The organism is Paenibacillus sp. FSL K6-2393 (assembly GCF_038002545.1).
Classification (GTDB): Bacteria; Bacillota; Bacilli; order Paenibacillales; family Paenibacillaceae; genus Paenibacillus.
Genome location: NZ_JBBOCU010000001.1, coordinates 2,164,814 through 2,189,955, shown reverse-complemented (window position 1 = coordinate 2,189,955; position 25,142 = coordinate 2,164,814). Strand labels below are relative to the sequence as shown.

General features: G+C 47.7%; 22 protein-coding genes and 1 other annotated feature. All 22 genes read right to left on the bottom strand.

What is annotated here, in order from left to right; all coding sequences use genetic code 11:
- Nucleotides 1-64 precede the first annotated feature (64 nt).
- A complete protein-coding gene (gene ileS, locus MHI14_RS09575; RefSeq protein WP_341130232.1) occupies nt 65-3,163 on the bottom strand; it encodes an isoleucine--tRNA ligase in 3,099 nt (1,032 codons plus the stop codon).
- Nucleotides 3,164-3,759: 596 nt separating this feature from the next.
- Nucleotides 3,760-4,052, bottom strand: a binding site (T-box leader).
- A 57-nt stretch (nt 4,053-4,109) separates the two neighbouring features.
- Entirely contained in the window at nt 4,110-4,619 is a 510-nt protein-coding gene (locus MHI14_RS09570) for a DivIVA domain-containing protein (RefSeq protein ID WP_062835445.1), read from the bottom strand.
- Nucleotides 4,620-4,859: 240 nt separating this feature from the next.
- Nucleotides 4,860-5,642 carry a YlmH family RNA-binding protein gene (locus MHI14_RS09565; RefSeq protein ID WP_091028488.1) on the bottom strand — a complete coding sequence of 261 codons (783 nt, stop codon included), beginning with the start codon at nt 5,640-5,642 and terminating at the stop codon, nt 4,860-4,862.
- Between the two features lie 15 nt (nt 5,643-5,657).
- On the bottom strand, nt 5,658-5,927 hold the full coding sequence (locus tag MHI14_RS09560; RefSeq protein WP_260632824.1) for a YggT family protein: 270 nt from the start codon (nt 5,925-5,927) through the stop codon (nt 5,658-5,660).
- Nucleotides 5,928-5,934: 7 nt separating this feature from the next.
- Nucleotides 5,935-6,402, bottom strand: a complete 468-nt coding sequence (locus tag MHI14_RS09555) for a cell division protein SepF (RefSeq protein WP_036614853.1) — start codon at nt 6,400-6,402, stop codon at nt 5,935-5,937.
- Entirely contained in the window at nt 6,393-7,094 is a 702-nt protein-coding gene (locus tag MHI14_RS09550; RefSeq protein WP_341130231.1) for a YggS family pyridoxal phosphate-dependent enzyme, read from the bottom strand. Before MHI14_RS09550 ends, MHI14_RS09555 begins: the two co-directional genes overlap by 10 nt.
- Before the next feature lie 6 nt (nt 7,095-7,100).
- Nucleotides 7,101-8,000 (bottom strand): peptidoglycan editing factor PgeF, encoded by a 900-nt coding sequence (gene pgeF, locus MHI14_RS09545; RefSeq protein ID WP_091028486.1) that lies wholly within the window; start codon nt 7,998-8,000, stop codon nt 7,101-7,103.
- Nucleotides 8,001-8,051: 51 nt separating this feature from the next.
- Nucleotides 8,052-8,444, bottom strand: a complete 393-nt coding sequence (locus MHI14_RS09540; RefSeq protein WP_251035120.1) for a YlmC/YmxH family sporulation protein — start codon at nt 8,442-8,444, stop codon at nt 8,052-8,054.
- 174 nt (nt 8,445-8,618) lie between these two features.
- Nucleotides 8,619-9,401 carry an RNA polymerase sporulation sigma factor SigG gene (sigG, locus tag MHI14_RS09535; RefSeq protein WP_017687309.1) on the bottom strand — a complete coding sequence of 261 codons (783 nt, stop codon included), beginning with the start codon at nt 9,399-9,401 and terminating at the stop codon, nt 8,619-8,621.
- A gap of 111 nt (nt 9,402-9,512) precedes the next feature.
- Nucleotides 9,513-10,235, bottom strand: a complete 723-nt coding sequence (gene sigE / locus MHI14_RS09530) for an RNA polymerase sporulation sigma factor SigE (protein WP_017687308.1) — start codon at nt 10,233-10,235, stop codon at nt 9,513-9,515.
- 11 nt (nt 10,236-10,246) lie between these two features.
- A complete protein-coding gene (gene spoIIGA / locus MHI14_RS09525; RefSeq protein WP_091014080.1) occupies nt 10,247-11,227 on the bottom strand; it encodes a sigma-E processing peptidase SpoIIGA in 981 nt (326 codons plus the stop codon).
- Between the two features lie 261 nt (nt 11,228-11,488).
- Nucleotides 11,489-12,604, bottom strand: a complete 1,116-nt coding sequence (gene ftsZ, locus MHI14_RS09520) for a cell division protein FtsZ (protein ID WP_091028484.1) — start codon at nt 12,602-12,604, stop codon at nt 11,489-11,491.
- 151 nt (nt 12,605-12,755) lie between these two features.
- On the bottom strand, nt 12,756-14,042 hold the full coding sequence (gene ftsA / locus MHI14_RS09515) for a cell division protein FtsA (protein WP_074095848.1): 1,287 nt from the start codon (nt 14,040-14,042) through the stop codon (nt 12,756-12,758).
- A 293-nt stretch (nt 14,043-14,335) separates the two neighbouring features.
- Nucleotides 14,336-15,103 carry a cell division protein FtsQ/DivIB gene (locus tag MHI14_RS09510; RefSeq protein ID WP_091028483.1) on the bottom strand — a complete coding sequence of 256 codons (768 nt, stop codon included), beginning with the start codon at nt 15,101-15,103 and terminating at the stop codon, nt 14,336-14,338.
- A gap of 58 nt (nt 15,104-15,161) precedes the next feature.
- Complete coding sequence (murA, locus tag MHI14_RS09505; RefSeq protein WP_036614867.1) at nt 15,162-16,445, bottom strand: UDP-N-acetylglucosamine 1-carboxyvinyltransferase; 1,284 nt, start codon at nt 16,443-16,445, stop codon at nt 15,162-15,164.
- 17 nt (nt 16,446-16,462) lie between these two features.
- Nucleotides 16,463-17,368 carry a UDP-N-acetylmuramate dehydrogenase gene (gene murB / locus MHI14_RS09500; protein ID WP_091028481.1) on the bottom strand — a complete coding sequence of 302 codons (906 nt, stop codon included), beginning with the start codon at nt 17,366-17,368 and terminating at the stop codon, nt 16,463-16,465.
- Between the two features lie 149 nt (nt 17,369-17,517).
- Complete coding sequence (murG, locus tag MHI14_RS09495) at nt 17,518-18,627, bottom strand: undecaprenyldiphospho-muramoylpentapeptide beta-N-acetylglucosaminyltransferase (protein WP_124116020.1); 1,110 nt, start codon at nt 18,625-18,627, stop codon at nt 17,518-17,520.
- Nucleotides 18,628-18,634: 7 nt separating this feature from the next.
- Nucleotides 18,635-19,732, bottom strand: a complete 1,098-nt coding sequence (gene spoVE / locus MHI14_RS09490; protein ID WP_062835457.1) for a stage V sporulation protein E — start codon at nt 19,730-19,732, stop codon at nt 18,635-18,637.
- A gap of 48 nt (nt 19,733-19,780) precedes the next feature.
- On the bottom strand, nt 19,781-21,202 hold the full coding sequence (gene murD, locus MHI14_RS09485) for a UDP-N-acetylmuramoyl-L-alanine--D-glutamate ligase (protein ID WP_289389876.1): 1,422 nt from the start codon (nt 21,200-21,202) through the stop codon (nt 19,781-19,783).
- A gap of 3 nt (nt 21,203-21,205) precedes the next feature.
- Nucleotides 21,206-22,174 carry a phospho-N-acetylmuramoyl-pentapeptide-transferase gene (gene mraY / locus MHI14_RS09480; protein WP_047843751.1) on the bottom strand — a complete coding sequence of 323 codons (969 nt, stop codon included), beginning with the start codon at nt 22,172-22,174 and terminating at the stop codon, nt 21,206-21,208.
- A 12-nt stretch (nt 22,175-22,186) separates the two neighbouring features.
- The gene (locus MHI14_RS09475; RefSeq protein ID WP_091034804.1) at nt 22,187-23,599 is read right to left on the bottom strand and encodes a UDP-N-acetylmuramoyl-tripeptide--D-alanyl-D-alanine ligase; all 1,413 of its coding nucleotides are present in this window, start codon (nt 23,597-23,599) and stop codon (nt 22,187-22,189) included.
- Nucleotides 23,599-25,086, bottom strand: a complete 1,488-nt coding sequence (locus tag MHI14_RS09470; RefSeq protein ID WP_124116018.1) for a UDP-N-acetylmuramoyl-L-alanyl-D-glutamate--2,6-diaminopimelate ligase — start codon at nt 25,084-25,086, stop codon at nt 23,599-23,601. The genes MHI14_RS09475 and MHI14_RS09470 overlap by 1 nt, the downstream gene beginning before the upstream one ends.
- Between the last annotated feature and the right edge of the window lie 56 nt (nt 25,087-25,142).

Here is a 25,142-nt window from a genome sequence, read left to right as displayed (position 1 = left end):
TGCCTCTGCGGCTCGTTGGTTTATACTCTAAATTCTGTCCTAATTGGATGGGACATGCTCCGAATTACGCTTCGATGTAAATACCGATCGATTTGCCTCCGGCTTCAACACGTTCCATCGACTCATTCGAACCAAAAGTGACTTCGGTTACGAGAACATTTTCACGCAACACATCATCAAACGCCTGAATAGCTTCCTGAAGGGATGCATCCACATCCAGCGTCAAACGTACTCTTTTCTCAATTGGCAGATCCAGTCGTTTCCGGGTATCCTGCACAGCACGAACCACTTCGCGGACCCAGCCTTCCTGTTCCAATGCTGGCGTGATTTCGGTATTGAGCGCCACCGTCAGACCGTAACCTGATGCTGAAGCAAAACCTGATTTGGCCTGTTTATCAACCAATAATTCTTCGCTCGTCACTTGCAGCTCTTCGCCTTCCGGTGAAACGATGTTCAGCACACCCTCCGAAACCACTTTACGCGTCTCATCAGCCGACATTCCCTTGAAGAAGTTTTGCAGGAATCCTACGTTTTTACCGTATTTCTTACCTGCAACTTTCAGGTTCAGCTTTAATGTAAAGTCAACAAATTCCGCATCATTATGCTCCGTACGGATTCCTTTTACATTGATCTCTTCCTTAATGATCTCTTCATAACTTGCCAGGTCAAACCCTTTATCCAGAGAAACAATCAATTCGGACAGTGGCTGACGTGTCTTGATGCCTGTTTCGTTACGAACGTTACGGGCAAGTTCAACCACGCGGCGAGCCGTCTCCATATCCTGTTCCAGTCCTACATCAATCATCGCTTCATTGGCTACCGGATAGTCTTCCATGTGCACACTCTCACCTGTTGCAAGGTTCAGATAGATATCTTCTGCCAGCATCGGTGTGAACGGAGCAACCAACTTCGCAGTAGTCACCAGAACCTCAGTTAATGTGCGATATGCGTCCAGTTTATCCTCTGTCAGACCACTTCCCCAGAAACGGTCACGGGAACGACGGATATACCAGTTACTCAGTTCATCAACAAATGCTTCAATCGCTTTGGAAGAGTTCAGATAGTCGTTAACCAGCAACGCTTTTTCTACAACCAGGATCAGGCTGTTCAGTCTCGACAGAATCCAGCGATCCAGCTTGTGTGCGGACAGTTGGAACGGGTGCTCCTGTGGATCAAATCCATCAATGGTAGCATAAAGCGTCAGGAATGCATGGGTGTTAACCAGCGTATCCACCATTTTGGATTTGGCTTCGCCTACGATACCTTTGGAGAAACGTTTGCTGTTCCACGGTGCACTGTCAGACAACAAAGCCCAGCGGAATGCATCTGTACCGTATTCTTCAATCACTTCCCAAGGATCGATAACGTTACCTTTGGATTTGGACATCTTCTGTCCGTTCTCATCAAGAACGTGTCCTGTAGCCATAACCGCTTTGTAAGGCGCTTTGCCTGTCAAAAGGGTAGAAACCGCCAGCAAGCTGTAGAACCAGCCACGTGTCTGGTCAATTCCCTCACAGATCATATCAGCAGGATACTGCTGTTCGAATACTTCTTTATTTTCAAATGGATAGTGTTGCTGGGCAAACGGCATGGAGCCGCTGTCGAACCAGACATCGATCACTTCCGGTGTACGTTTCATTTCATATTTGCCACAAGAGCTCATGACTTTAACGTCATCCACATACGGTTTATGCAATTCAAGATTCTCAGGCACATCACCTACCGCACGAGCACGCAATTCTGCAATGCTGTGTGGAGCAAATTGTTCGCCAGTCTCCTCGCACACCCAGATGTTCAGCGGTGTTCCCCAATAACGATCACGGCTGATGTTCCAATCCACCAGATCCTCAAGGAATTTCCCGAAGCGACCTTCACGAACGTGACCTGGGTACCAATCCACTTCACTATTGTTGGCAATCAATTGGTCCTTGATGGCTGTCGTTTGGATAAACCAACTGTCCATTGCATAGTACAGAAGCGGTGTATCACAACGCCAGCAGAACGGATAGCTGTGCTCATATTTTTCTTTGCTGAACAAACGTCCATTTTCAGACAGATATCGCACGATATCAATATCACAATCCTTCACGAAACGTCCGGCAAAGTCAGTAACCTCAGCTACAAATTTACCTTCCAAGTCCACCATGTTCACAAAGCTGATCCCATTCTCACGGCATACACGGTAGTCATCTTCACCATGGGCAGGAGCCATGTGTACGATACCCGTACCACTTGCATCCGTTACAAAGCCTGCACCCAGAATGATGTTGGCTTTCTCAGCCTGTACGTAGTTGAACGGAGGATCATACGTTTTGCCAACCAGGTCGGCACCTTTCAGTGCACCGATGATCTCATACTCACCTTTGGTATTTTTCATCACTTTTTCAACCAGATTGGTTGCCATGATGTACACTTCATCACCTTGACGAACTCGGGAGTAGTCCATATCCGGATTCACGGCAAGTGCAACGTGTGAAGGCAATGTCCAAGGTGTTGTCGTCCAGGCGAGTACAAATTCTCCGCTGTCATTCAGTTTAAATTTCGCTGTAGCACTCAGATCTTTGACGTCTTTGTACCCTTGTGCAACTTCATGGGAACTCAGTGTTGTCTGACAAGAAGGACAATACGGGCTCACACGGTGACCACGATACAACAGGCCTTTCTCATGGATCGTCGCCAGGATGTTCCATACGCTCTCGATGTAGTTGTTATCAAGGGTGATGTATGGATTATCCATATCTGTCCAATATCCGATGCCTTCTGTCAGATCACGCCATTGTTGCTCGTACTCGAAAACACTCGCTTTACATTCGTTAATGAATTTTTCCACGCCGTAATCTTCGATTTCCCACTTGTGGGAGATACCTAGCTTCTTCTGTACACCCAGTTCTACAGGCAGACCATGTGTATCCCAGCCTGCTTTACGAACGACACGGTAACCCTTCATGGTGTTATACCGTCCAACAAAATCCTTGATTACCCGTCCCAGTACATGACCGATATGCGGTTTACCGTTCGCTGTTGGTGGACCCTCGTAAAATACGAAGTTTGGCTTGCCCTCCCGGTTTTCGATGGATCTTTTGAATGTATTCTCCGTTTTCCATTTATCTAACACGCGTAATTCTCTGGCACGTGCCTTCTCTTTGACGTCAACTCGTTGCATGATGATTATCTTCCCTTTCTTTGGTTGGATTGTGGACCGTCCACAAAAAGCGTTTCAATCCCCCTAAATCCCCCTTGCCAAGGGGGACCCCATAGGCGCTCCGCCCTCTGAACACCCGGGATGGGTTATCGGTGGGGATCGGTGGCGCTTATGGGCGAGGGGTGGATGTGCGTAGTGGCGGCCATTTTGCGGCTGTTCCCTGCGTGAACGCCGCATGGCCTTACCGCGAGGCGGGTGTTGCCGGGTGCTTCGCTCTCCCGGCGGGCGGCTCTCTCCTTGAGGGCCCTTCGGGCCTCATGTACGTTCGCCTGGGCGAACCCGTGTGCCGGGCGCTTCGCTCCCCCGGCGGGCGGCTCTCTCCTTGAGGTCCCTTCGGGCCTCATGGGCGTTCGCCTTAGCGAAACCCGTGTGCCGGGCGCTTCGCTCTCCCGGCGGGGCGGCTCTCTCCCTGAGGTCCCTTCGGGCCTCATGAACGCTCGCCTTAGCGAACCCGTGTGCCGGGTGCTTCGCTCCCCCGGCAGGCGGCTCTCTCCCTGAGGTCCCTTCGGGCCTCATGGGCGTTCGCCTTTTTTGGACACAAAAAAGCCCCGTCCCTGGAAAGGGACGAGGCTATACTCGCGTTACCACCCTAATTCTGTTCATCACAAACCACATCCAGGCAAACCTAGGTATGCTCTGTCATCAACAGCGCTTATGCCCCGCTATACTACCGCAGGGTGCCGTTATAACGTACGGCTTACGGTTCGGCTTACACACGGCAAACAAGATCACCGCTTCAGCGTCACTTCTCCGGGGAGATATTCGGCTATAACTCATCCATTGGTTTGCACCAACCACCAACTCTCTGAGGGATGAGATCATAACGTACTGAACCCGTCATGGAATCACTATTCATTATGAATATAGTTATAGCCTCTTTGCAGACAAAAGTCAACCAGGCGACAGACTAATAAATTTCTTTCATCTCCCGCTCACGGTCACGCACTTCCTGCTCCCGGCTCTCCAGCACTTCCCAACCATCCTGAGTCAACAGTTCAAGCTGCGCTTCAACAAGCGTGCGGAAACGGGCACGATAAATCGATGCCTGCTTTTTCAGTTCTTCCACTTCCAAAGCAATTTTACGCGATTTTCCCAGCGATTCATTCACGATCCGGTCTGCATTTTTCTCTGCTTCCTTCACGATCAACTGCGCTTCTTTCTTCGCATTGTTCTTCACATCATCAGCAGCTTCCTGTGCAATGATGATCGTTTTGCTAAGTGTCTCTTCAATCGTGGCAAAATGATCCAGCTTTTCCTGAACGGACAGCAACTGATTGCTCAGCTCTTTGTTCTCGCGAATGACGCCTTCGTAATCTTTGATGACTTGATCCAGGAATTCATTGACTTCATCCTCGTCATACCCGCGCAAACGTCGGGAAAATTCCTTGTTGTGTATGTCCAGCGGCGTTAATGGCATGCTGTCCACCTCCTGTTAAAGTTCCTTCCCGTCCAGAGAAGGTTTGCAGCATATGGGTACCACCCAAGGGGCCGTATCGTTGATGCCTAACCTTGGCAACGTATACGGAATGCAGGATCAGAATTGCATCCTCCAACGTTCATGTAAAGCTTTGACTTAATGTATATCGGATACACCGCGTATTTTCTACACCTTTATGTTAAACATTTCGACAAGAAAGCGGATTTTCCTGCAACAGACTCAGGCAAATTTGCCGATTTTCACTCTGCAGCGCCCTTTTTTGGTCATCCCATCCTGTTCCATAACCTTGAAACGGCCAAATCCCTGTATGGATACGACATCACCCGCTTTTAGCGATTTGGAGGGATCTTCCTCAACCTTCCAGTTCACACGGCAGCGCCCAGCTTTGATTGGCACCAGCACTTTACTGCGACTAAGCCGATACACATCTGCGCAGATTCCATCCAAACGAAGAGAAGCGACCGTAATGTCCATCGTCTCCAGCTTACTCTCTGACCATCGCATCTGATTCAAAGGAAGTAACTCTGTGAACACATGTAACCGATGAACCTGATTCAGTTGAAGCGATAAAAAAGCGCCGGTTTCCGCCGCCACCACTGTATGGCAACCGTCCTCCAGCACTTGGATATCCCCGATCTTTCCACGTTTCATCCCAAGCCCGAGCAGGGAACCCATATAGTCCCCATGCTCCAGCTCCGAAATTTTCTGATCATCAGACGTGATACTGAGCACCTGCATCCCCATATCCTCATCATCCAGATACATATAATCAGGTGCAACCAGCGCACGCTTGCGTTCAGCAGCCTCGTAACCACCATCCAGACGAATCTGAACATCGTTACGGCGATTGGCAAGAGTCTGTAAGATAAAAACCTGTCTTGGATCAAGGAAGTCAGTTAGCTTCATGTCATGATACTTACCTGCCCGCTCAACCCAATCCGAAGCCTTATCTACAAAATCCCGCTCATCATGGCTAAAATGTTCGTAAATTTCACCGCTCATCTATATCACCCTACCCTAATATACAAAATACCGAAGTATGGAGATCAGCCCATTAAGCGCGAGTTGCAGAACGATCAGCGCCACAATTGGGGAAATATCCAGCACACCGAACAAAGGGGGGATAAATCGACGGAATGGTCTTAGATATGGCTCCACTAATTTGCCCAGCCATTCACCGATGAAGCTTTCCCGCGCATTGGGAAGCCAAGACATCAATATGTAGACAATGACCATGTAAAAGTAAATCTGGTATAACGTGTACAACACGCTTTCAATCTGATACAAAAGTGGCTCACCTCATTCTGTTATAATCTTGCTCGCTGTCAGCCAGTATTTCCGTAATTGAGCCCTGAATTTCAACCGTATCTGGCGTACAGAGAAAAATGTTTCCGCCGATTTTGGAAATACCGCCACCCAATGCATATACCGTGCCACTCAAAAAATCAATAACGCGCAGCGCTTGGTCCTGGCGAATTCGTTGCAAGTTCACCACAACGGTACGATGCGAACGCAGATGGTCGGCAATTTCCTGAGCCTCGTCATAAGAACGCGGTTCATACAGGACAACTTTAACATTTTTCTGGGAATGAATGCTCACCACATTATTCCCCCTTTGGTTTCTACGTTTATCGAGACTGGAGGTTTCAGCTTCCTGATGTTCAGCCTCATTTTCCTCCTGCGCAGCCATTCGTTCACGTTCCACAATCTCTTCCTCTTCCTGAAGTCCGAGGAAATTCATAAATTTATTCATTACGCCCATCGTGAACCCTCCTCTTTTCCTACGAGAATCGATCCTAGCCGTACCCAGGTTGCACCTTCTTCAATGGCCACTTCAAAATCATTGGACATCCCCATTGACAGCTCAGTCAATGGCTCTGCTGTAAGGGCTTGTCCATTCAATTGATCTCTCAGCTCACGCAAGCCACGAAATACGGGACGCGTCAGCTCCGGATCTTCCTCATGAGGTGCCATGGTCATCAGGCCAACGACCTTGAGATTGTTGAACGAACGAATATCACGCAAAAAAGAACTTGCCTGTTCAGGCTGTATTCCATACTTGCTCTCTTCACCCGAAATATTCACCTGCAAAAACGTTTCCACTTGGATGCCAAGTGAAGCGGCTTTTTTATCCAACTCCTTCGCCAATGACAAACGATCCAGTGAATGTATGTAACGAAACTTGCCAATCACGTCTTTCACCTTGTTTGTCTGCAAATGACCGATAAAATGCCAGGTACCCTGCTGACCAAAAGCTTCCCATTTGGCCTGTGCATCCTGCCACCGGTTTTCTCCAATATGCTCAAGACCATGATTCAGCACCGATCCCGTTGTTTCAAGTGAGACATATTTCGTGACCGCAATCACATTCACATCATCACGATGACGGTTACTGCGCCGACATGCGTCTTCGATCTTCTGATTTACCTGTTGAATACGCTCCTCCAATGACACAGAGGGTCACCTCTCTTCCAGCCCAATCCAGCTCGCCATCCGCCCTGTAACACCATTTTCCTTCCGATAGGAGAAAAATAGTTCGGGATGACAACTTGTACACCATGTTGTACATTCGATATGATCCGGCATTATTCCTGCTTTCATCATAATGTGTCGATTACATTCTTTCAAGTTTAACATCGTTTTACCGTTATTCACGGCTCGATATGCTTGTTTAGAAGCAGAATCCTTGTATTCATCATTAACCGGGGAATCATCAAACCAAACCCGTACATGCTGCATGACCGCCTCATCCACTTCATAACAGCAATCCCCAATCGAGGGACCGATTGCAGCCCGGATGTCCTGCCTGCGGCTGCCATACTCCCGTTCCATCGTCTCCACCATGGATACAGCGATACCCGCAACTGTACCTTTCCAGCCGGCATGAGCAAGACCTACCGCTTGCTGCACTGGGTCATAGAAATAAAGCGGAACACAGTCTGCGTAGAAAGAAGTCAGCAGCACACCAGGCACATTCGTGACCAATCCATCCGTATCCTGCAACGCAGATTGACGATCAAATAATCCTCTGCTCCGATCTTCAGCGGTAATTACAGCTACATGTTTGCCATGCACCTGCTCTCCACAGGTCCATGCTTCTGCTGCAAAGCCAAGCTTCTCGGTTACAAGTCTGCGGTTGTTAAGTACAACTTCAGGGTCATCCCCCACATGATAAGCACAATTGAGCGTGGCATACGGAGCTTTTCCGACTCCACCATGCCTCGTCGTAAAACCGACTGACAACTGTTCAAATTGCTGTGTCCAGGGCTCAACATATAATAATAACGGATCAGGACTGAAATCTGAATTTGGGTTCTTGGTCCGTTCAAGTAATTCCTTATCCAATACAAAGGGTTCCATTATCTCACCTCACCACTTCCAGTGTACCAAATGAGCCACATTCTGTCTCATTTATATCGTTCGACGCTGATTACGGTCTGATCGTTCAATGCGTTCCACACGCTCTGTCCGGTTATGCTGCTGTTCATCATACAGGCGCGCTTCGCGATCACGCTCGTCATACGTATTTTCCTTCACCTCATCCATCTTTACCAGGATCACATCTGAACCAATCTTCACAATGTTTCTCCAGGGAATCACCAGATCCGTTCCCCCGCCAAAAAGACCCATAAAACGGCTGTACCCTGGGACTACAATCGCTTCAATTCGTCCCTGCTTCAAATCCAGCTCCAAATCACTGATCTGACCGAGGCGTTTACCATCTGTAATGTTAATGACATCCTTTGTCTGAAAGTCCGAGATTTTCATGCCTCGTGCCGCTACTTCGCTCGTATTTACTTTCATTCATTCCCGCCCCCTGTTATTACTCTTCTGCCCGTTCCTCACGCTTCTATACAATATATGTTTCAGGGGCGAAAAATGTCCTGTTTTTCATTGAATGTGGAAACGGCTTAACACAAAAAGACGACCAACGGTATACACTGCCCCGATTGATCGTCCTCCTGCTCTTGCATCGTGTTACGACTTCACATGTTTCTGCATCTGTTGTATCGCTGATTTCTCCAGACGTGATACCTGAGCCTGGGAAATGCCAATTTCATCAGCCACTTCCATCTGGGTTTTCCCTTCGAAAAACCGCATCGACAAAATCATTTTTTCCCGCTGACCAAGACGATGCATCGCTTCACGCAGTGCAATTTCCTCGATCCACGAGACATCCTTGTTTCTGTCATCACTGATCTGATCCATGACATAGATCGGATCTCCACCATCATGATAAATCGGTTCGAAGAGCGAGACCGGGTCCTGAATGGCGTCCAATGCAAAAACAACATCTTCCTTCGGCACATTCAATACTTCCGCAATTTCGAATATCGTCGGTTCCCGGGAGTTTTTATTCGTCAGGCTGTCACGGACCTGAAGTGCTTTGTAAGCAATGTCCCTCAAGGAGCGAGATACCCGAATTGGGTTATTATCACGCAGGTATCGACGGATTTCACCGATAATCATCGGCACCGCGTAGGTTGAAAATTTGACATTCTGGGATAAATCAAAATTATCAATGGCTTTCATCAGGCCGATGCAACCAACCTGGAACAGATCATCGACAAACTCCCCCCGATTGTTAAAACGCTGAATGACACTGAGTACCAGACGCAGGTTGCCATTCACTAATTTCTCTCTTGCTGAGCGATCATGGTGTTGCTGAAGGGAATGAAACAATTCCCGCATTTCAGTGTTGGTGAGGACAGGCAATTTTGCGGTGTCCACGCCACAAATCTCGACTTTGTTTCGGGTCATCGTGATTTACCTCCCAAGGAGAAACATTAATGTACATTATCTCCGGGGCAGGCTTTTTTATTCGTACTTGGCACCCTTGCCAGTAATACCCATTCTGACCAAAGATGTATTTCAGACCATTTTATTGAACTCCTTGCGGAGTCTTTTAATGATTCTTTTTTCGAGTCGAGAGATGTAGGATTGGGAGATTCCGAGGAGATCCGCTACATCTTTTTGAGTCTTTTCTTCCCCATCCGTCAGGCCAAAACGAAGCTCCATAATCATTCGCTCGCGCTCCGTTAATTTTTCCAGTGCCTTGTGCAAAAGTTTCCGGTCTACCTGCTCTTCAATATTCCGATAGATTGTATCGTTTTCAGTACCCAATACATCGGATAATAATAGTTCATTTCCATCCCAATCAATGTTGAGCGGTTCATCAAAAGAAACTTCAGTTCGGATCTTACTATTACGTCTCAGGTACATCAAAATTTCATTTTCGATACAACGTGAAGCGTAGGTTGCCAGTTTGATTTTCTTTTCCGGGTCAAATGTATTAACTGCCTTAATCAATCCGATGGCTCCAATGGAGACCAAATCCTCAATATTGATTCCAGTGTTTTCAAATTTGCGTGCGATGTACACCACCAGACGCAGATTGCGCTCAATAAGCATCGCGCGAATGGCCGAGTCTCCCGAGGATAATTTTTGCAGTAAAAATTCTTCTTCTTCCCTTGTCAATGGCGGCGGAAGTGCCTCACTTCCCCCAATATAATAGATCTCTTCGCTTTTGAGTCCCAATAAAAATAACAGACGGTAGTATTGCAGCTGCGCCACCAGTTTCCATTTCACAAGCATGTACGTTCCTCCTATACCACATTCAGCGGCTTTTCTGTTGCTCCCGCAGAGAGAGCCGTAGACTGCGCAGAAGCAGCGTCTTGCACAAGTTCAGGATGAATCACGGCCTGGTATTTCCCATCCGACGACAAAACACCTCCATCCAGCCCAATGAGTACTCTTGTCGTCTCATAACATGTTTCCTCCATCGTCACCTTCACCCGGTCCGGCTTCATGGCCAACATAAACGCAGTCCCTTTGTTAATGCCCCGATAAGGCACTAGCCGCAGTCGATCCTGCCACTGAAAACTTTCCTGATCAAGCTCGAGAATAAGGTTGTCCGGCGCCTCGTCCTTGAGTCTCCCCTTCCATGAAGCAGGTAACATGTCTTGCCATAACGAAACCTCCATCACCATGACCGGCATGCGCGATAAGGGATCTGTAAGTTGATTGCCCGTATCCAGAAGGCCTGTACAAGAAATGACTACCTCATCGATGCAGACCTCAACTTTGCCCAAATAGGTCGTCATGCGATCCGTTTTCCGTTTTGAACTCTGCACAGCTTTGAATAAAAACAGGACAGCAAAAAATACGATAAACGTGAACCAGAAAGCAATTTTCAGATCAAATGACATACCGCCAGAAGCCGTGAACCAAATGCCGTTAAACAACTCACCGGAGCTCTGAAGCATGTAATGCACACCCAGAATACCTCCGGCAGCGACAAAATTAATCACATAGAAGGTACCGAGCGTCCTCGCAAAAGCCTGCAGACCTTTAAAACCAAAAGCAATCGTAAGCATGACCAGCGAGAACCCGAACTTGATCAAAAAGGTGAACATAAAATCAAACTCCGGTACAAACATCATGACCACGTATAATGCACCCACAATGGCTGACAGCAACCATCGCCACCAAACCAGCTTTGTCTTGCGCATCCAGGCGGTCATTCCGATGAGTGCACCGTCAATACACAGGTTTGTCAAAAAAATTAAATCCACATAAACAACCAAAGTCTTCACCTGCCTGCGCGCAACATATCGAAATACCGGTACCCGATATCCTGATATTCATGAGCATATTCACAAGTATACGGAGCCCCCTGTTCAAAGTCTGTCTAATCATGGGGGTGTGGTTCCAACTTTTTTTGTCGGAATTGCTCAGGCCCTTTGTTCAGAATTTGTTCATTGCTGTATGCTATGATATCTAAATAAACAGAAAAAACCCGGTCGCTCCATAAGGAGTACCGGGTTTCCAATAAATTGATTTGCGTATTAATCGTTGTTGTTATTGCGTGAACGATTGCGTAAAAATGTCGGAATGTCCAGCTGATCATTGCTCGGCTGATTTCCGAAAGGACGCAGGTTCGGCGAACGCGTATCCGTCGTCTCCGCTGTTGCTGGAGCTGGCTTACGTCCTGGTGGTGGTGGAGCAGGTTTATCTTCAAAACCAGTTGCAATAACTGTAACCTTAATCTCCTCTTTCAGGTCTTCGTCAATGATGGCACCAAAGATCATGTTTACTTCCGGGTCGGAAGCAGACGTTACGATCTCTGCCGCTTCGTTCACTTCATACAGGGACAGATTAATGCCACCCGTAATGTTCATGATTACGCCGCGAGCACCTTCAATAGAAGTTTCAAGCAAAGGACTCATAATGGCTTTCCGTGCTGCTTCTGCCGCACGATTCTCACCTGTTGATTCACCAATCCCCATAAGTGCAGAACCACGTTCGTGCATAATCGTTTTGACGTCAGCAAAGTCAAGGTTGATCAGACCCGGTACAGCGATCAAATCAGAGATACCTTGTACTGCTTGACGAAGTACGTTATCCGCTTGACGGAACGCTTCAAGCATAGGTGTCTTTTTATCTACGATTTCGAGCAAACGATCATTAGGAATAACGATCAGTGTGTCGACTTTTTCCTTGAGAGCTTCAATACCTTGCTCTGCATGGCTGGAACGCTTGCGTCCTTCAAATGTAAATGGGCGAGTTACGACACCCACTGTAAGTGCACCACACTCTTTAGCGATTTCGGCAATAACCGGAGCCGCACCTGTACCTGTACCACCGCCCATACCGGCTGTAACAAATACCATGTCTGCACCTTTCAACGTGTTCATGATCAGATCGCGGGACTCTTCCGCTGCTTTTTTACCTACATCCGGGTTGGCGCCAGCACCAAGACCACGAGTCAATTTATCACCGATTTGCAATTTATGCTCGGATTTCGCCAGGTGTAACGCCTGCGCATCCGTATTCACCGTAATAAATTCAACACCTTGTACACCATTTTCAATCATACGGTTGACTGCATTGCTTCCGCCGCCGCCTACACCGATGACTTTAATTTGAGCCAAGCTCTCCATCTCGAAATCAAATTCCAACATATTATTCCATCTCCCCCTCAATGTGCATGGATGGCCCGTCCAATTTTTGATTTGAACCGAATCAATTTCATATATCGACGAACGAAAGCGTTTATTTTAGTACCGGCGCATTCAGACGGCTTACAAGAATGTATGAAATGGATCCAACCTGTTATATAAATTCGCTGAACATATTCTTCAGCCGTTCGAACAGACCGGGTTTTTGCTCCGATTCCTGTGCCGTATTTGGCTTCGGACGGTTGGTCGGTTTCTTGTTGTTATTATTGTTGTTGTTGTTATTTCCACCGCCGTTATTGATCGAGGGACGAATGCGCAAACTGCGAATTACACTGTGCAATATGCCGACTCCGCTTGTAAACCCAGGGTCACGCACACCAATATAATCCGGAACTGCAACTCGTACCGAAGCAGCAAGCTCATGCTGAGCGACCTGCAGAACCCCCGGCATAGAGACCGTACCTCCCGTTAGTATATAACCTCCAGGAAGCTCGTTGTAACCAAGACGCTTCACTTCTTGGGATATCATCTGGAATATTTCCTGAACCCTAGGTTCAATAATAGCCGCCAGATCCTCTTGTGAAAACTCCTTGTCTACATTACTGCCAATTCGGGTGACTTTGAACATCACATCCGCAGCAGCATCATCCAACCAGGCACAACCATATTTCAGTTTCACCTTCTCCGCCTGATCCGTTAACGTGCGTAAGCCATAGGCGATATCATTTGTTACGAATTCCCCACCTATAGGCAACGTTGATGTTGCAACAAGACTGTCTTCTTCAAAAATGGCGATGGTGGTTGCACCTGCTCCAATATCAACAAGCACTGAACCCATCGTTTTTTCATCTTTGGACAAAGCCAGTTGACCCGCTCCAAGCGACATGAGAACCAGATCGCTTACTTTCAGACCCGCTTTTTCCACGCAGCGCAAAAGATTATGTATCGCGGTTTTTGCACCCGTTATGATCGTTGCTTCAACTTCCAAACGAACACCAATCATACCACGGGGGTCCTGTATGCCCTCCAAGCCATCTACAACATATTGCTTGGCGACAACATCAATAATTTCCCGTTCCGGCGGAACTGCAATGACTTCGGCTGCTTTCAACACCCGTTCCATGTCTTCTTCTCCGATTTCACGATCCTCGTTAGACACAGCCACGACGCCGTGACTGCTCATCAGTCCGATATGATTTCCCGAGATTCCAACATACACTTCGGATATTTGAATACCTACCATACGTTCTGCATGATCCACTGCGTTGCGAATCGACTGCACCGTCTGATCGATATCTACGATTACACCTTTGCGAATTCCCTCCGAGTCGGCAGATCCAACTCCTATAATATTAAAGGTTCCATTATTCATTTCCCCAATAATAGCGCGAATTTTGGATGTACCGATGTCCAAACTAACAATGATGTCATTGTTGCTCAAGTCTGTGGCACCTCCTGACTCCAATAGTAAATTAAGTTCGAATTTAAACACTCTTAAAACATATTCAACACACTTCAGGCTTTCCCTCTTTTTTCTACAATGTTTTTGGGTGTCAAAATCTGGTTGCCAGACATAAAACATTGAAGAAAAAAGAAGGAGGCAACTCATGTGCCATAAGTTCAAGTGTATCATTTTTTCTTCATCTCAGAAAGAACAAGTTTCATTGCTCTGACGGGGCCAAACCCCGACCTGCCTAGGCTTTCATATTCAGTCCAGCCTCATAATGGCAAAGATCAGGGGGTTCCTCCTAGTTCAGCATCATCTTCCGGGTCATCCGGGATGAAAGGGACATAGGTATCTGCCTCAAGCATGGTGATTTTCCCAGGCCGTTCGGTCTCAATCACCTGATTCAGATACTCCACTTTATCCGATAAAAGAGAGACGGTTGTAATCACTTCAAACTGTGATTTGGTATACATCCGAATCTGATCCGGAAATGAAGGTGTTGGATTCGGAATAATTTCCGAAATATCCGTCGTCAATTCATTCGGAATTTTAGCCAGTGTCTGGCTCAGTTTGGCTTTGAGTGGATCATCAGCCTTCCATTGGGTCAATATGGGCTTCTCCACAGCAACACCAATTGTTGCCGGAACCGTCAAGCTTGTCCCACTGGCTAATATCGCTTTTAACGTACCGTCAGAACCAAGCTCATAAGCAACCGTGGCATATTCCTGAACCTTGATATGGATAATACCCGGAAATTGCTTGTCCACGGTAACGGTGGAAATCGCCTTGATGGTCTTGAGACGCTCAATAACCTCGGCAGTACTTGTCCCAAAAAATTGTTCGCCTTCTTTCAGCCCGCTTTTCTCCAGCAGTTCTGAAGTTGCTGTATATACATTACCCGTAATTTCAATTGCCGAAATCCGACTCATGGAAGAACGAAAGAATAATACAGCGAGCAATACAATAAATAATAATAAGAGAATAATTACAATTTTGCGGCTTGTGTTTCCTTTTGGCCGATTCTTCTTCAGAACCGGAATTTGACTTTTAGGCATAAGTAGCGCTCCACAAAGCCTCAGGTCCCCTCCCTTCAAGAAGGGGACGCCAAGGACGTTAATTGGCAAAATCCAACTGTTTCGAAACGGGCGACTGTCGCTCAACCGATGCTCCAAGACTTTGGAATAACTTCTCGATCTGATCGTAGCCCCGGTCAATATGATGCACTTGCTCCACAACCGTTTTGCCTTGAGCAGCCAGGCCAGCAATTACCAGAGCTGCACCTGCACGAAGATCGGTTGCTTCTACTGTAGCCCCGTACAGACGGGGAACACCACGGATAAATGCTGCGTTCAGATCGACTGAAATATCAGCCCCCATCACATTCAGTTCATCCACATGTTTGAACCGGCCCTCGAATACCGTTTCCTTCATCACACTGAATCCGTCTGCCAAACTGAGCAGCACCATGATTTGCGATTGCAAATCTGTCGGAAACGAAGGATACGGAGAAGTCACAATACGGTCTACTGATTTGGGACGGCTCATACAGCTCACCGTCATTATATCATTGCAGACTGTGATTTGAACACCAGTGCGCTTCAATACATGTATAAGTGAAGTAAGATGAGCAGGATTGCAGTGTGTAAGCGTAACATTGCCTCGTGTTGCTGCTGCTGCAATCATTACGGTTCCGGCAACGATTCGATCCGGTATAATCTCATAGGAACAAGGCTTCAGTTTCTCAACGCCATTGATCGTGATTGTATCCGTTCCTGCACCAATAATACTTGCACCCATAGCATTCAAAAAGTGTTGCAGGTCCTGTATTTCAGGTTCTCTTGCCGCGTTGCAAATGGTTGTTGTGCCTTTAGCCATAACGGCTGCCATCATGATATTCTCGGTGGCTCCCACACTCGGGAAATCCAAATGAATATCTGTACCCACCAGATTGTGCCCATGACATATAATCTGTTGGTCCTGCTCTTCAATCAAAGCTCCGAGCGCTTCCAGGCCCCGGAGGTGAAGATCAATTTTGCGTTCTCCAATGGCACAACCGCCTGGCTGATACACTGACACTTGCCCAAACTTAGCCAGCAATGGTCCCATCAAAAAAATGGAAGAGCGCATCTGCTTCATTAGATCTTCTGGCACATCATATGACCGGATAGACGAGGTATTAATCGTCACTGTTCCCTGTTCATGCCGACACGTGCATCCAAGCCGTTCCAGGATATACAGCATCACTTCAATGTCCAGCAAGTGTGGAACGTTATGCAGTGTAACTTCTCCATCTGCCAACAAACTTGCGGCCATAATCGGTAAAGCGGCATTTTTTGCTCCATGGATGCGTATGGATCCTGAGAGGGGTTTCCCGCCTTCAATCACCAATTTGTCCAATGTATCACCTCCGGGGTTTACCGCTCACCCACTACGAAGACTTCCGGTACCAGGTTAATACCGTTTTGAGATGATATAGTGCTCTGTATCTGCTGCATTAGGGTGATAACGTCCTCTGCTGTTGCTTGGCCTGTATTAACAATGAAATTGGCATGCATGGTGGATACCTGTGCGCCTCCCTGGGTCATTCCTTTCAGCCCTGCTGCTTCAATCAGGCGGGCTGCATGATCACCCGGTGGATTTCGGAATACACTACCTGCACATGCCATCTGCAGTGGCTGTGTGCAACGCCGGCGATCTTTGTAAGCCGCCATGGTTTCCGAAATGACTTTGCGTTCTCCATGCTGTAGTTCAAATGTAGCTTCCAGCACGATGCCTCTCCGATCATGTAGAACAGAGTGGCGGTAGGCAAAATCCATGTCCTCCTTGCTGTAACGTACCAATTCCCCTGTCTCCAGTACAATCTCAGCGAATTTGAATATCCGTGACACATCCGATCCATGAGCACCTGCATTCATGTATACGGCTCCACCGACAGTGCCGGGGATACCGCTGCCGAATTCCAGACCGGTCCATTCCTTTTTGGCAGCAACCACACTGAGTTTAACAAAAGAATGCGCCGCTCCGGCGGTTACACCACCTTCGTGAAATTCGGCATAATCAAAACCATCGCCTGGTTTCACCACAACACCACGTATTCCTTTGTCTGACACCAGCATGTTTGAGCCCCGTCCAAGTTGCATCCACGGAATCTGAACCTTGTGAAGCAATTGAACGAGATTCATCATCTGCTCTTTATTCTCGGGAATGACCAGTGCATCCGCAGGACCGCCGATCTTCCATGTGGTGTATTTGGCTAGCGGTTCGTTTTCAAGAACTCTGCCAACATTATTCTGGGATAGTAACGATATCCACTGATGCATGTTTGCTTCCTCCTTTGCTTCAAGACCGATGAGCACGGTATGTTCTGTTGATACAGACCGTGTTCTGGCGCCATGGAACGATGGTCACGATTTATACGGTATCTTATGTCAGCCCCGTCTTGTGTGTGACAATCGCCCACAATCACACTTTATCGGCGTGCAGCAAGACGCTGAATTTCATGAACAAGCACTTCAGCTGCATCGGGTTTCCCCAGTTTCCGGGAGGCTTCAGCCATTCGTTTGCGTCCCGATTCATCATTCATAATCTTGGCGATGGCTTCATACAGGACTTTGCCTGTAAGATCCTTCTCCAGCATCGTGAGTGATGCACCTCCACCTTCGAGCGTGCGTGCATTGGCTTCCTGATGATTATTAGTCACGTTAGGTGAAGGAATCAGGATCGAAGGAATACCCAGTGATGTGATCTCCGCAAGGAATGATGCACCTGCGCGGTTTACAATCAAGGATGTGCAGGCAAGCACCTCAGGCATATTGTGCACGTAAGGCAGGACATGCAGGTGGTTTGGCATCGTACCCAATGAGCTGCGAATGGCTTCACGCGTTTCATCAAAATAGGTATCCCCTGTCACGTAAACTACGTGTACATCGTCCAGTTGTTCCAGCAATGGAGCCATGTCCACCATGGCCTGATTGATTGCTTTTGCCCCGCGACTGCCACCAACCACAAGAACAACACGGCTGTTCATCGGTACACCTAACGTGGCAAAACCACGATCACGGCTTGCCTGTGCTACCGTAGTCGCTCGCGGATTACCAGTGTAGATCACCTTTTTTGCACCGGAAAACGATTTTTCAGAACCTTCAAAGCTAACGGCAACCGTGTCCACATAACGCATCAAAAATTTGTTCGTCAGACCAGGAATGGCGTTCTGTTCATGAATTATACTCGGAATCCCCAGTTTTGTTGCTGCATATACCACAGGTCCACACACATATCCACCTGTACCAATCACAACATCCGGTTTGAATTCCTTCAGCATTTTTTTGGACTTGCGTACACCTTGAATGAAACGCATGACCGTTTTCAGGTTGTCGATGGACAATTTCCGCCGAAAGCCCGTAATATCAATGGATTTAAAAGGAATATTTTCTTGGGGAACCAGCTTGCTTTCCAGCCCTCTGGTTCCTCCGATGTATAGAAATGTCGAGTCCGGGTTCTCCGCCTCGCATTGTCTTGCTATGGCAACGGCCGGATAGATATGTCCACCCGTACCGCCACCGCTTAGAACGACTCGCATCGCATAGTCACCTCGCATAACGGGATAAATTCACTAAAATGCCCAGTGCTGTGAGCATGAGGGTCAATGATGATCCACCGTAACTGATCAGAGGCAATGTAATGCCCGTAACAGGCATCATGCCAATGACAACACCAATGTTAATAATGACCTGTACGGCGACCATACCTACGATACCAACACCAAGCAGACTGCCAAAGGCATCCGGAACGGTCATGGCTACACGCATTCCTCTCCACACCAGCACCAGAAACAACAATAATACAATCATTCCACCTATAAAGCCGAGTTCTTCGGCCAAAATACTAAAAATAAAGTCCGTTTGCGGTTCAGGTACATAACTGTACTTCTGCCGGCTCATACCCAGTCCCAATCCCGCCAGTCCACCAGGACCAATTGCGTATAAGGATTGAATGATCTGATATCCGGCACCCAGCGGATCGGACCACGGGTCCAAAAACGCTGTGATACGCTGCAACCGATAGGGTGCTGCTGCAATCAAAGCTGCAAACCCCGCTACGCCGCCAAGAGCAAGCAAGCTCAGATGTTTCATTCGCGCTCCAGCTGTAAAAATAATAAGCATCGATGCGCCCATCATCACGGTGCCAGTCCCCAAATCAGGTTGCAGCATAATAATCCCAAAAGCCAAACCGATCAATCCCAGCGGTGGCAGAAGCCCCGTTGTGAAGGTTTTGATTTTGCCCGGTTCCTTGCTCAGCCAGTGAGCGAGAAACAGAATCATGCCCAGCTTCATAAATTCTGAGGGCTGAATACCGAACGAACCAATGCCCAGCCAACTTCGTGCACCACCGCGAACCACACCGATTCCAGGAATGAGCACCGCAATGAGCATAATAAAACAGGCAATCAATATAGGCTTGGCATATTTCCTCCACACCCGGTAGTCTACGTTAGCAGTTACGAACATGGCCACAAGCCCAAGCACCGCAAACAGGGCCTGTCTTTTTACAAAATAAAATGAATCGCCATAGTCATGAAAGGCAAGCACCGAGCCCGCACTATATACCATAATAATGCCGATGGCAAGCAATGCCAAAATACAAATCAGCAACCAGATATCTGGTGCCGGTCGCGTCTGTTTCATCAGGAGGCCACCCCTTGCATGGAAGTAGGGGCTTTTCCACCCCCCTACTTACAAGTTATGCGCCGCCTCTTTAAAAATGCGTCCCCGCTCTTCATAGGAAGCAAACATGTCCCAACTTGCACATGCCGGGGATAACAAAACGACATCACCAGCACTGGCAAGCTTCGATGCTTCCTGCACAGCAACGGTTAACGTCCGGGCAGCGTCCTCCTCATTATCGACGACCTTAATTTGCTTTAATCCGGCAAGTTCCGCGACCTTGGCAATTTTTGTCCGTGTCTCTCCAATTGCAACGACAGCTTTTACCCGTTCCTGGAACAAGGGTAACAACTCCATCATGTCTGACCCACGATCCAACCCTCCAGCAATTAATACGACCGGTTCCTTGAACGAATTCAGGGCCATAACCGTAGCTTTCGAATTGGTCGCTTTGGAGTTGTTGTAGTACGCAGAGCCATTATGCTCTAGAACGTATTCAAGTCGGTGTTCAACCGCCTTGAAATCTGCAAGTGGAGCAGCCAGCACTGCTGGATCAGCTCCTGCCGCTACGGCAATGGCCACAGCGGCCATTGCATTTTCCACATTGAATCGTCCAGCGATGCCAATGTTCTCGATGTCAATAATGGTGTGGTGATTTCCCTTTTCATCCGCGTAGATAATCTGACGCTTCACATCATCCTCTTCTCCATCCACATAAGGAGGATCTGCATACACACCTGTATCCAATTTCTCTGTCACTGAGAAGGGGATCAATCTGCCTTTGATGTATGGAACCAGACCACGACATACCGCATCATCCCAATTTAGAATGGCTACGTCGTCAGGCTGCTGATTGGCGAACAGTTTGGCTTTGGAAGCCACATAATCATCCATGTTCCCGTGATAGTCCAGATGTGTCTCTGCAACGTTAAGCAAGCTGGCAATCCGGGGACGGAAATCAACCGTTCCTTTGAGCTGGAAACTGCTAAGCTCAACAACCATCCAGTTATCTGGAGAAGCTTGCTCTGCCGCTTCACAGAGAGGTGTTCCGATATTACCGGCAACGATCGGGTTGAGGCCGGCATGTTCCAACATTTCCCCCACCCAAGTGGTGGTTGTTGTTTTACCGTTGGAGCCCGTAATCCCGATCATGGGTGCAGCACATAGATGATAAGCAACCTCTACTTCGGTCACCACTTCAATGCCCAATGCCAGAGCTTGCTGCACAGGAGCTGCATGGTATGGGATACCCGGGTTTTTGACAACCAGCTTCACACCACTGTGAATCAGATCATCCGGATGTCCTCCGCATACAACAGAAATTCCCAAAGCCTCCAATTCGGAAGCTTCGGGACACTGATCTCTCTCTTTTTTATCATTTACTGTAACCTTCGCTCCGGCGCGATCCAGCACTTTGGCGACCTGTACACCGCTTTTGGCCAATCCGAGCACGACTACTTGTTGTCCGCGATATGATTCAGGATGATTCATGATCTACAACCCCTTGTTGAGATAAAGTCCAAGAGCGGCCAGAATTGCGCCTACCGCCCAAAAGGTAATAACAACCCGCCATTCTGACCAACCACTTAATTCAAAGTGATGGTGAATGGGGCTCATTTTGAATACACGCTTGCCACGAGTCTTGAAAGATACCACTTGAATGATGACAGACAAGATCTCGATAACAAAAATACCACCAATGATGACAAAAAGAAGCTCTGTTTTGGTTACAATGGCTACCGCACCAATCGCACCGCCAATACCCAGAGAACCGGTGTCTCCCATAAACACTTTGGCCGGATGTGCATTGTATACCAGAAAACCGAGTACGGCTCCGATCATCGCTGCTGCACACACGGCTGCCGGCATCGACGTGGCTTGCATCGCCACAATGGCAAACGCGCCAAAGGCAATAGCACTTACCCCTGACAGCAAACCATCCAGACCGTCGGTAAAGTTAACCGCATTGGTAATGGCAAGCATCATGAATACAACAAACGGATAATAGAACCATCCGGTCCAGTCAAACGAGAATGACGTACCCGGAATAGAGATGGCTGTGCTGTGTCCATTCTGGATCAGCAAGAAACACATCACTGCACTGAAGAACAATTGGCCCAGCATTTTTTGTCTGGCCGTCAGTCCCAGCGAACGTTTGAACACAATTTTGATGTAATCATCAAGGAAACCTATAAGCCCGAATCCCAGCGTAGCCACGAGCAAGACATAAAAGTCTGTATTCTTGACTGCCGAAAATTTCAAAAAGGCCAATGTGAACGCAACTAAAATGACGACTCCACCCATTGTAGGTGTTCCGCTTTTTTTCAAATGGCTCTGAGGCCCATCTTCCCTAACCTGCTGTCCGAATTTCATTCGACGTAACAGCGGAATCAGGAGCGGTGCGGCAATCACCGCCAGAATAAATGAAACACCGATTGTTAACAGTAATACCTGAAAATCCATGGGTTCACCCCTCTAGTCTACTCGATTCTGTAATGGTGCTATTTGTAATGCTTCGACCACGTCCTCCAGCTTCATGCCTCTTGAGGCTTTGAACAAGATAACGTCTCTGGGATGTAGTTTCTCCAGTAGATAACGGGTCATTTCTTCTTTATCTATAAAAGCATGCACAGCCTCTGCCGGCATATGCTTTCTTGCTCCTTCAGCAATATGTGCTGATAGCGGGCCATATACGAGCACCATGTCCATTTTGGCAGATGTAATATACTCACCAATTCCAAGATGCAGATCCTGCTCCTGAGGACCGAGTTCAAGCATATCACCAAGCACAGCCACTTTCATGCGGTATCCTTTCAGACCCTCTAGTACATCGATTGCGGCCTTCATGGAGGTTGGACTTGCATTGTATGCATCATTCAGCAGGGTTAGACCACTAACGCCTTGAGTAACCTCAATACGCATGCCTGTCAGTTTCAAGCGAGACAATCCCGCGGCAATCTGCTCAGTCGTCACTTTGAAATGACGGGCTACAGCCAAAGCAGCCAGACAGTTAACGACATTATGCGTTCCCAGCAGAGGTAGCGTAAATGCATGTTCTCCAAACTGTTTGGTGGTGAAAACTACGCCGTTCTGCGCATTCATAAGTCCGGTAGGATAGTCATCATTATCGGTTTGCAGACCAAATGTAAACCGCTGCAATCCATCGGGTTGTTTCGTTGCGGGCTCTTCAAGGACTTGTGCAATTAAAGGCTCGTCTCCGTTGTAGATCAGTAACCCGCCAGGCTTCAATCCCGCGGCAATCTCGGCTTTGGCTCTGGCAATCTCCAATCTGGACCCCAGCTGAAGCAGATGAGATTCACCAATATTGGTTATAATCGCTACATCTGGCTGAGCAATAACTGACAAATCGTTAATTTCCCCGCGACCACTCATACCCATCTCCAAAATGATAATCTCGGTATCCGGGTCCATGCTTAGTACAGTCAGCGGTAAACCAATGTGATTATTGAAGTTGCCTTGCGTCTTATGCACTTTAAAAGTCGTTGAGAGAATGGCATCAACGATGTCCTTTGTTGTTGTCTTGCCGTTGCTGCCTGTAATGCCGACTACAGCCGCTTTATTCTCCGTGAGATAAGCAGATGCGAGTGCTTGCAGTGCGACAAGTGTGTCGTCAACAACAATGACAGCTCCTTGTGGCGGAATACCATGATCCTTTTGCCAGATCGCGCCTGCTGCCCTCTTCTCTAGACAGGCTTGCACAAATTCGTGTCCGTCAAACCTTTCACCCACTAGCGGGATAAACAAACTGCCTTCCAGAGGTTTACGCGAATCGGTAAACACCCCTTCAACCATTACATTGCCATGAGCGGCAACGTCACTTAATGTTCCTCCACACATCTCGGCCAATTGTGCCAATGTTCTTTTTATCAATTGGATTTGCCCCTTATCGCTTCTTTGGCTATGATTCGGTCATCAAAATCGGTTTTGGTTGTGCCGATAATCTGATAGGTCTCGTGACCCTTGCCCGCAATCAATACTACATCGGCTGGGCTTGCCATTTCAATAGCTTCATGAATCGCCTGGCGTCGATCCACAATCATCGTATAACGTTCAGCAGGAACGGATTCTTCAATCAGGCCCTGTTCAATGTCTTTGAGAATCAGATCCGGATCTTCTGTCCGTGGATTATCGGAAGTAACCAGTACAAAATCACTATAATTCGCAGCAATTTTCCCCATGAGAGGGCGTTTGGTACGGTCCCTGTCACCACCACAGCCAAACACGCAAATTACACGTCCTTCGGCAAATTCTTTCACCGTCCGCAGCACATTCTCCAGTCCATCCGGTGTATGGGCATAATCGACAATAACAGCAAATGGCTGTCCTTCGTCCACTCCTTCAACACGTCCATCCACGCCCGGAACCGTCTCCAGACTGCGCTTGATCTCTTCCAGCGGAATACCTTCCACCAGCGCTGCAGAGATTGCTGCCATTGCATTGTACACATTGAATTTGCCTACCATGCGCAATCGAATATCCGCGCTGCCTGCAAATGTATCCACGTGGAAAGAAGTTCCCTGAGACGTGATTGAGATCTGGGATGCGCGTACATCCGCCTTTTCACCCATGCCATATGTAATCACTTCAGCCGCCGTCACAGAGATGAAATAAGCCGCAGCCGGATCATCTGCATTGATGACAGCGAATTTACGCTGTGAAACATCTTCTGTATAACCGTTACCCAGACGTGCAAAGAACAATCCTTTGGCCCCGCGATATTCCTCCATGGAATGGTGGTAGTCCAGATGATCTTGCGTCAGGTTAGTAAATACCGCAGTACGGAAATTTGTTCCCTTTACTCGCCCTTGTTCCAATGCGTGAGAAGAAACTTCCATAACACAACAGTCCGTACCCTTCTGAACCATATCATGCAGACTACGCTGCAGATCAAGCGCCTCTGGTGTCGTTCCTGACATCGGGTAGGTGCGACCGTCATACCGCATTTGAATAGTACCGATCAATCCCGTCTTGCGTCCGTAATCACTCATGATTTTTTCAATCAAATAGGTGGTCGTTGTTTTTCCGTTCGTTCCGGTTACACCAATCATATTCATCTTCTGGCTTGGCGAGTCAAAAAAGAAATCTGCCAGAACAGCCATCGCAAATCGGCTATCCTTCACCAGCAATTGTGGCACAGGAAGATCCAGCTGCCGTTCAACCACCAATGCAACTGCACCAGCATTTACAGCTTTTTCTGCATAATCATGACCATCTACCGTATGTCCCGGAAGACAGATAAACAGATCACCCGGTTTTACCTGCCGGGAATCTGTCTGAAGGTTTTGGCATTCTGTATTTGATTCGCCCACGAGGCGGGCGGTGGTCAGCATCGATGCAAATTGTTTTAAAAGCACATGAATAACCTCACTTTTCCAAATATACTTCTGTTTTAACATATGTCTGTATTTAT

Coding starts and splice junctions, on each gene's coding strand:
- pgeF (WP_091028486.1), bottom strand. CDS start 8,000: ATGGAACCCTTTGTATTGGATAAGGAATTACTTGAACGGACCAAGAAC.
- murG (WP_124116020.1), bottom strand. CDS start 18,627: ATGCGAGTCGTTCTAAGCGGTGGCGGTACGGGTGGACATATCTATCCG.
- murD (WP_289389876.1), bottom strand. CDS start 21,202: ATGAATCATCCTGAATCATATCGCGGACAACAAGTAGTCGTGCTCGGA.
- sigG (WP_017687309.1), bottom strand. CDS start 9,401: ATGACCCGAAACAAAGTCGAGATTTGTGGCGTGGACACCGCAAAATTG.
- ftsZ (WP_091028484.1), bottom strand. CDS start 12,604: ATGTTGGAATTTGATTTCGAGATGGAGAGCTTGGCTCAAATTAAAGTC.
- murB (WP_091028481.1), bottom strand. CDS start 17,368: ATGCATCAGTGGATATCGTTACTATCCCAGAATAATGTTGGCAGAGTT.
- sigE (WP_017687308.1), bottom strand. CDS start 10,235: ATGCTTGTGAAATGGAAACTGGTGGCGCAGCTGCAATACTACCGTCTG.
- MHI14_RS09565 (WP_091028488.1), bottom strand. CDS start 5,642: ATGAGCGGTGAAATTTACGAACATTTTAGCCATGATGAGCGGGATTTT.
- ileS (WP_341130232.1), bottom strand. CDS start 3,163: ATGCAACGAGTTGACGTCAAAGAGAAGGCACGTGCCAGAGAATTACGC.
- MHI14_RS09555 (WP_036614853.1), bottom strand. CDS start 6,402: ATGGGCGTAATGAATAAATTTATGAATTTCCTCGGACTTCAGGAAGAG.
- MHI14_RS09510 (WP_091028483.1), bottom strand. CDS start 15,103: ATGCCTAAAAGTCAAATTCCGGTTCTGAAGAAGAATCGGCCAAAAGGA.
- mraY (WP_047843751.1), bottom strand. CDS start 22,174: ATGGATTTTCAGGTATTACTGTTAACAATCGGTGTTTCATTTATTCTG.
- MHI14_RS09570 (WP_062835445.1), bottom strand. CDS start 4,619: ATGCCATTAACGCCGCTGGACATACACAACAAGGAATTTTCCCGACGT.
- spoVE (WP_062835457.1), bottom strand. CDS start 19,732: ATGAAACAGACGCGACCGGCACCAGATATCTGGTTGCTGATTTGTATT.
- MHI14_RS09540 (WP_251035120.1), bottom strand. CDS start 8,444: ATGAAAGTAAATACGAGCGAAGTAGCGGCACGAGGCATGAAAATCTCG.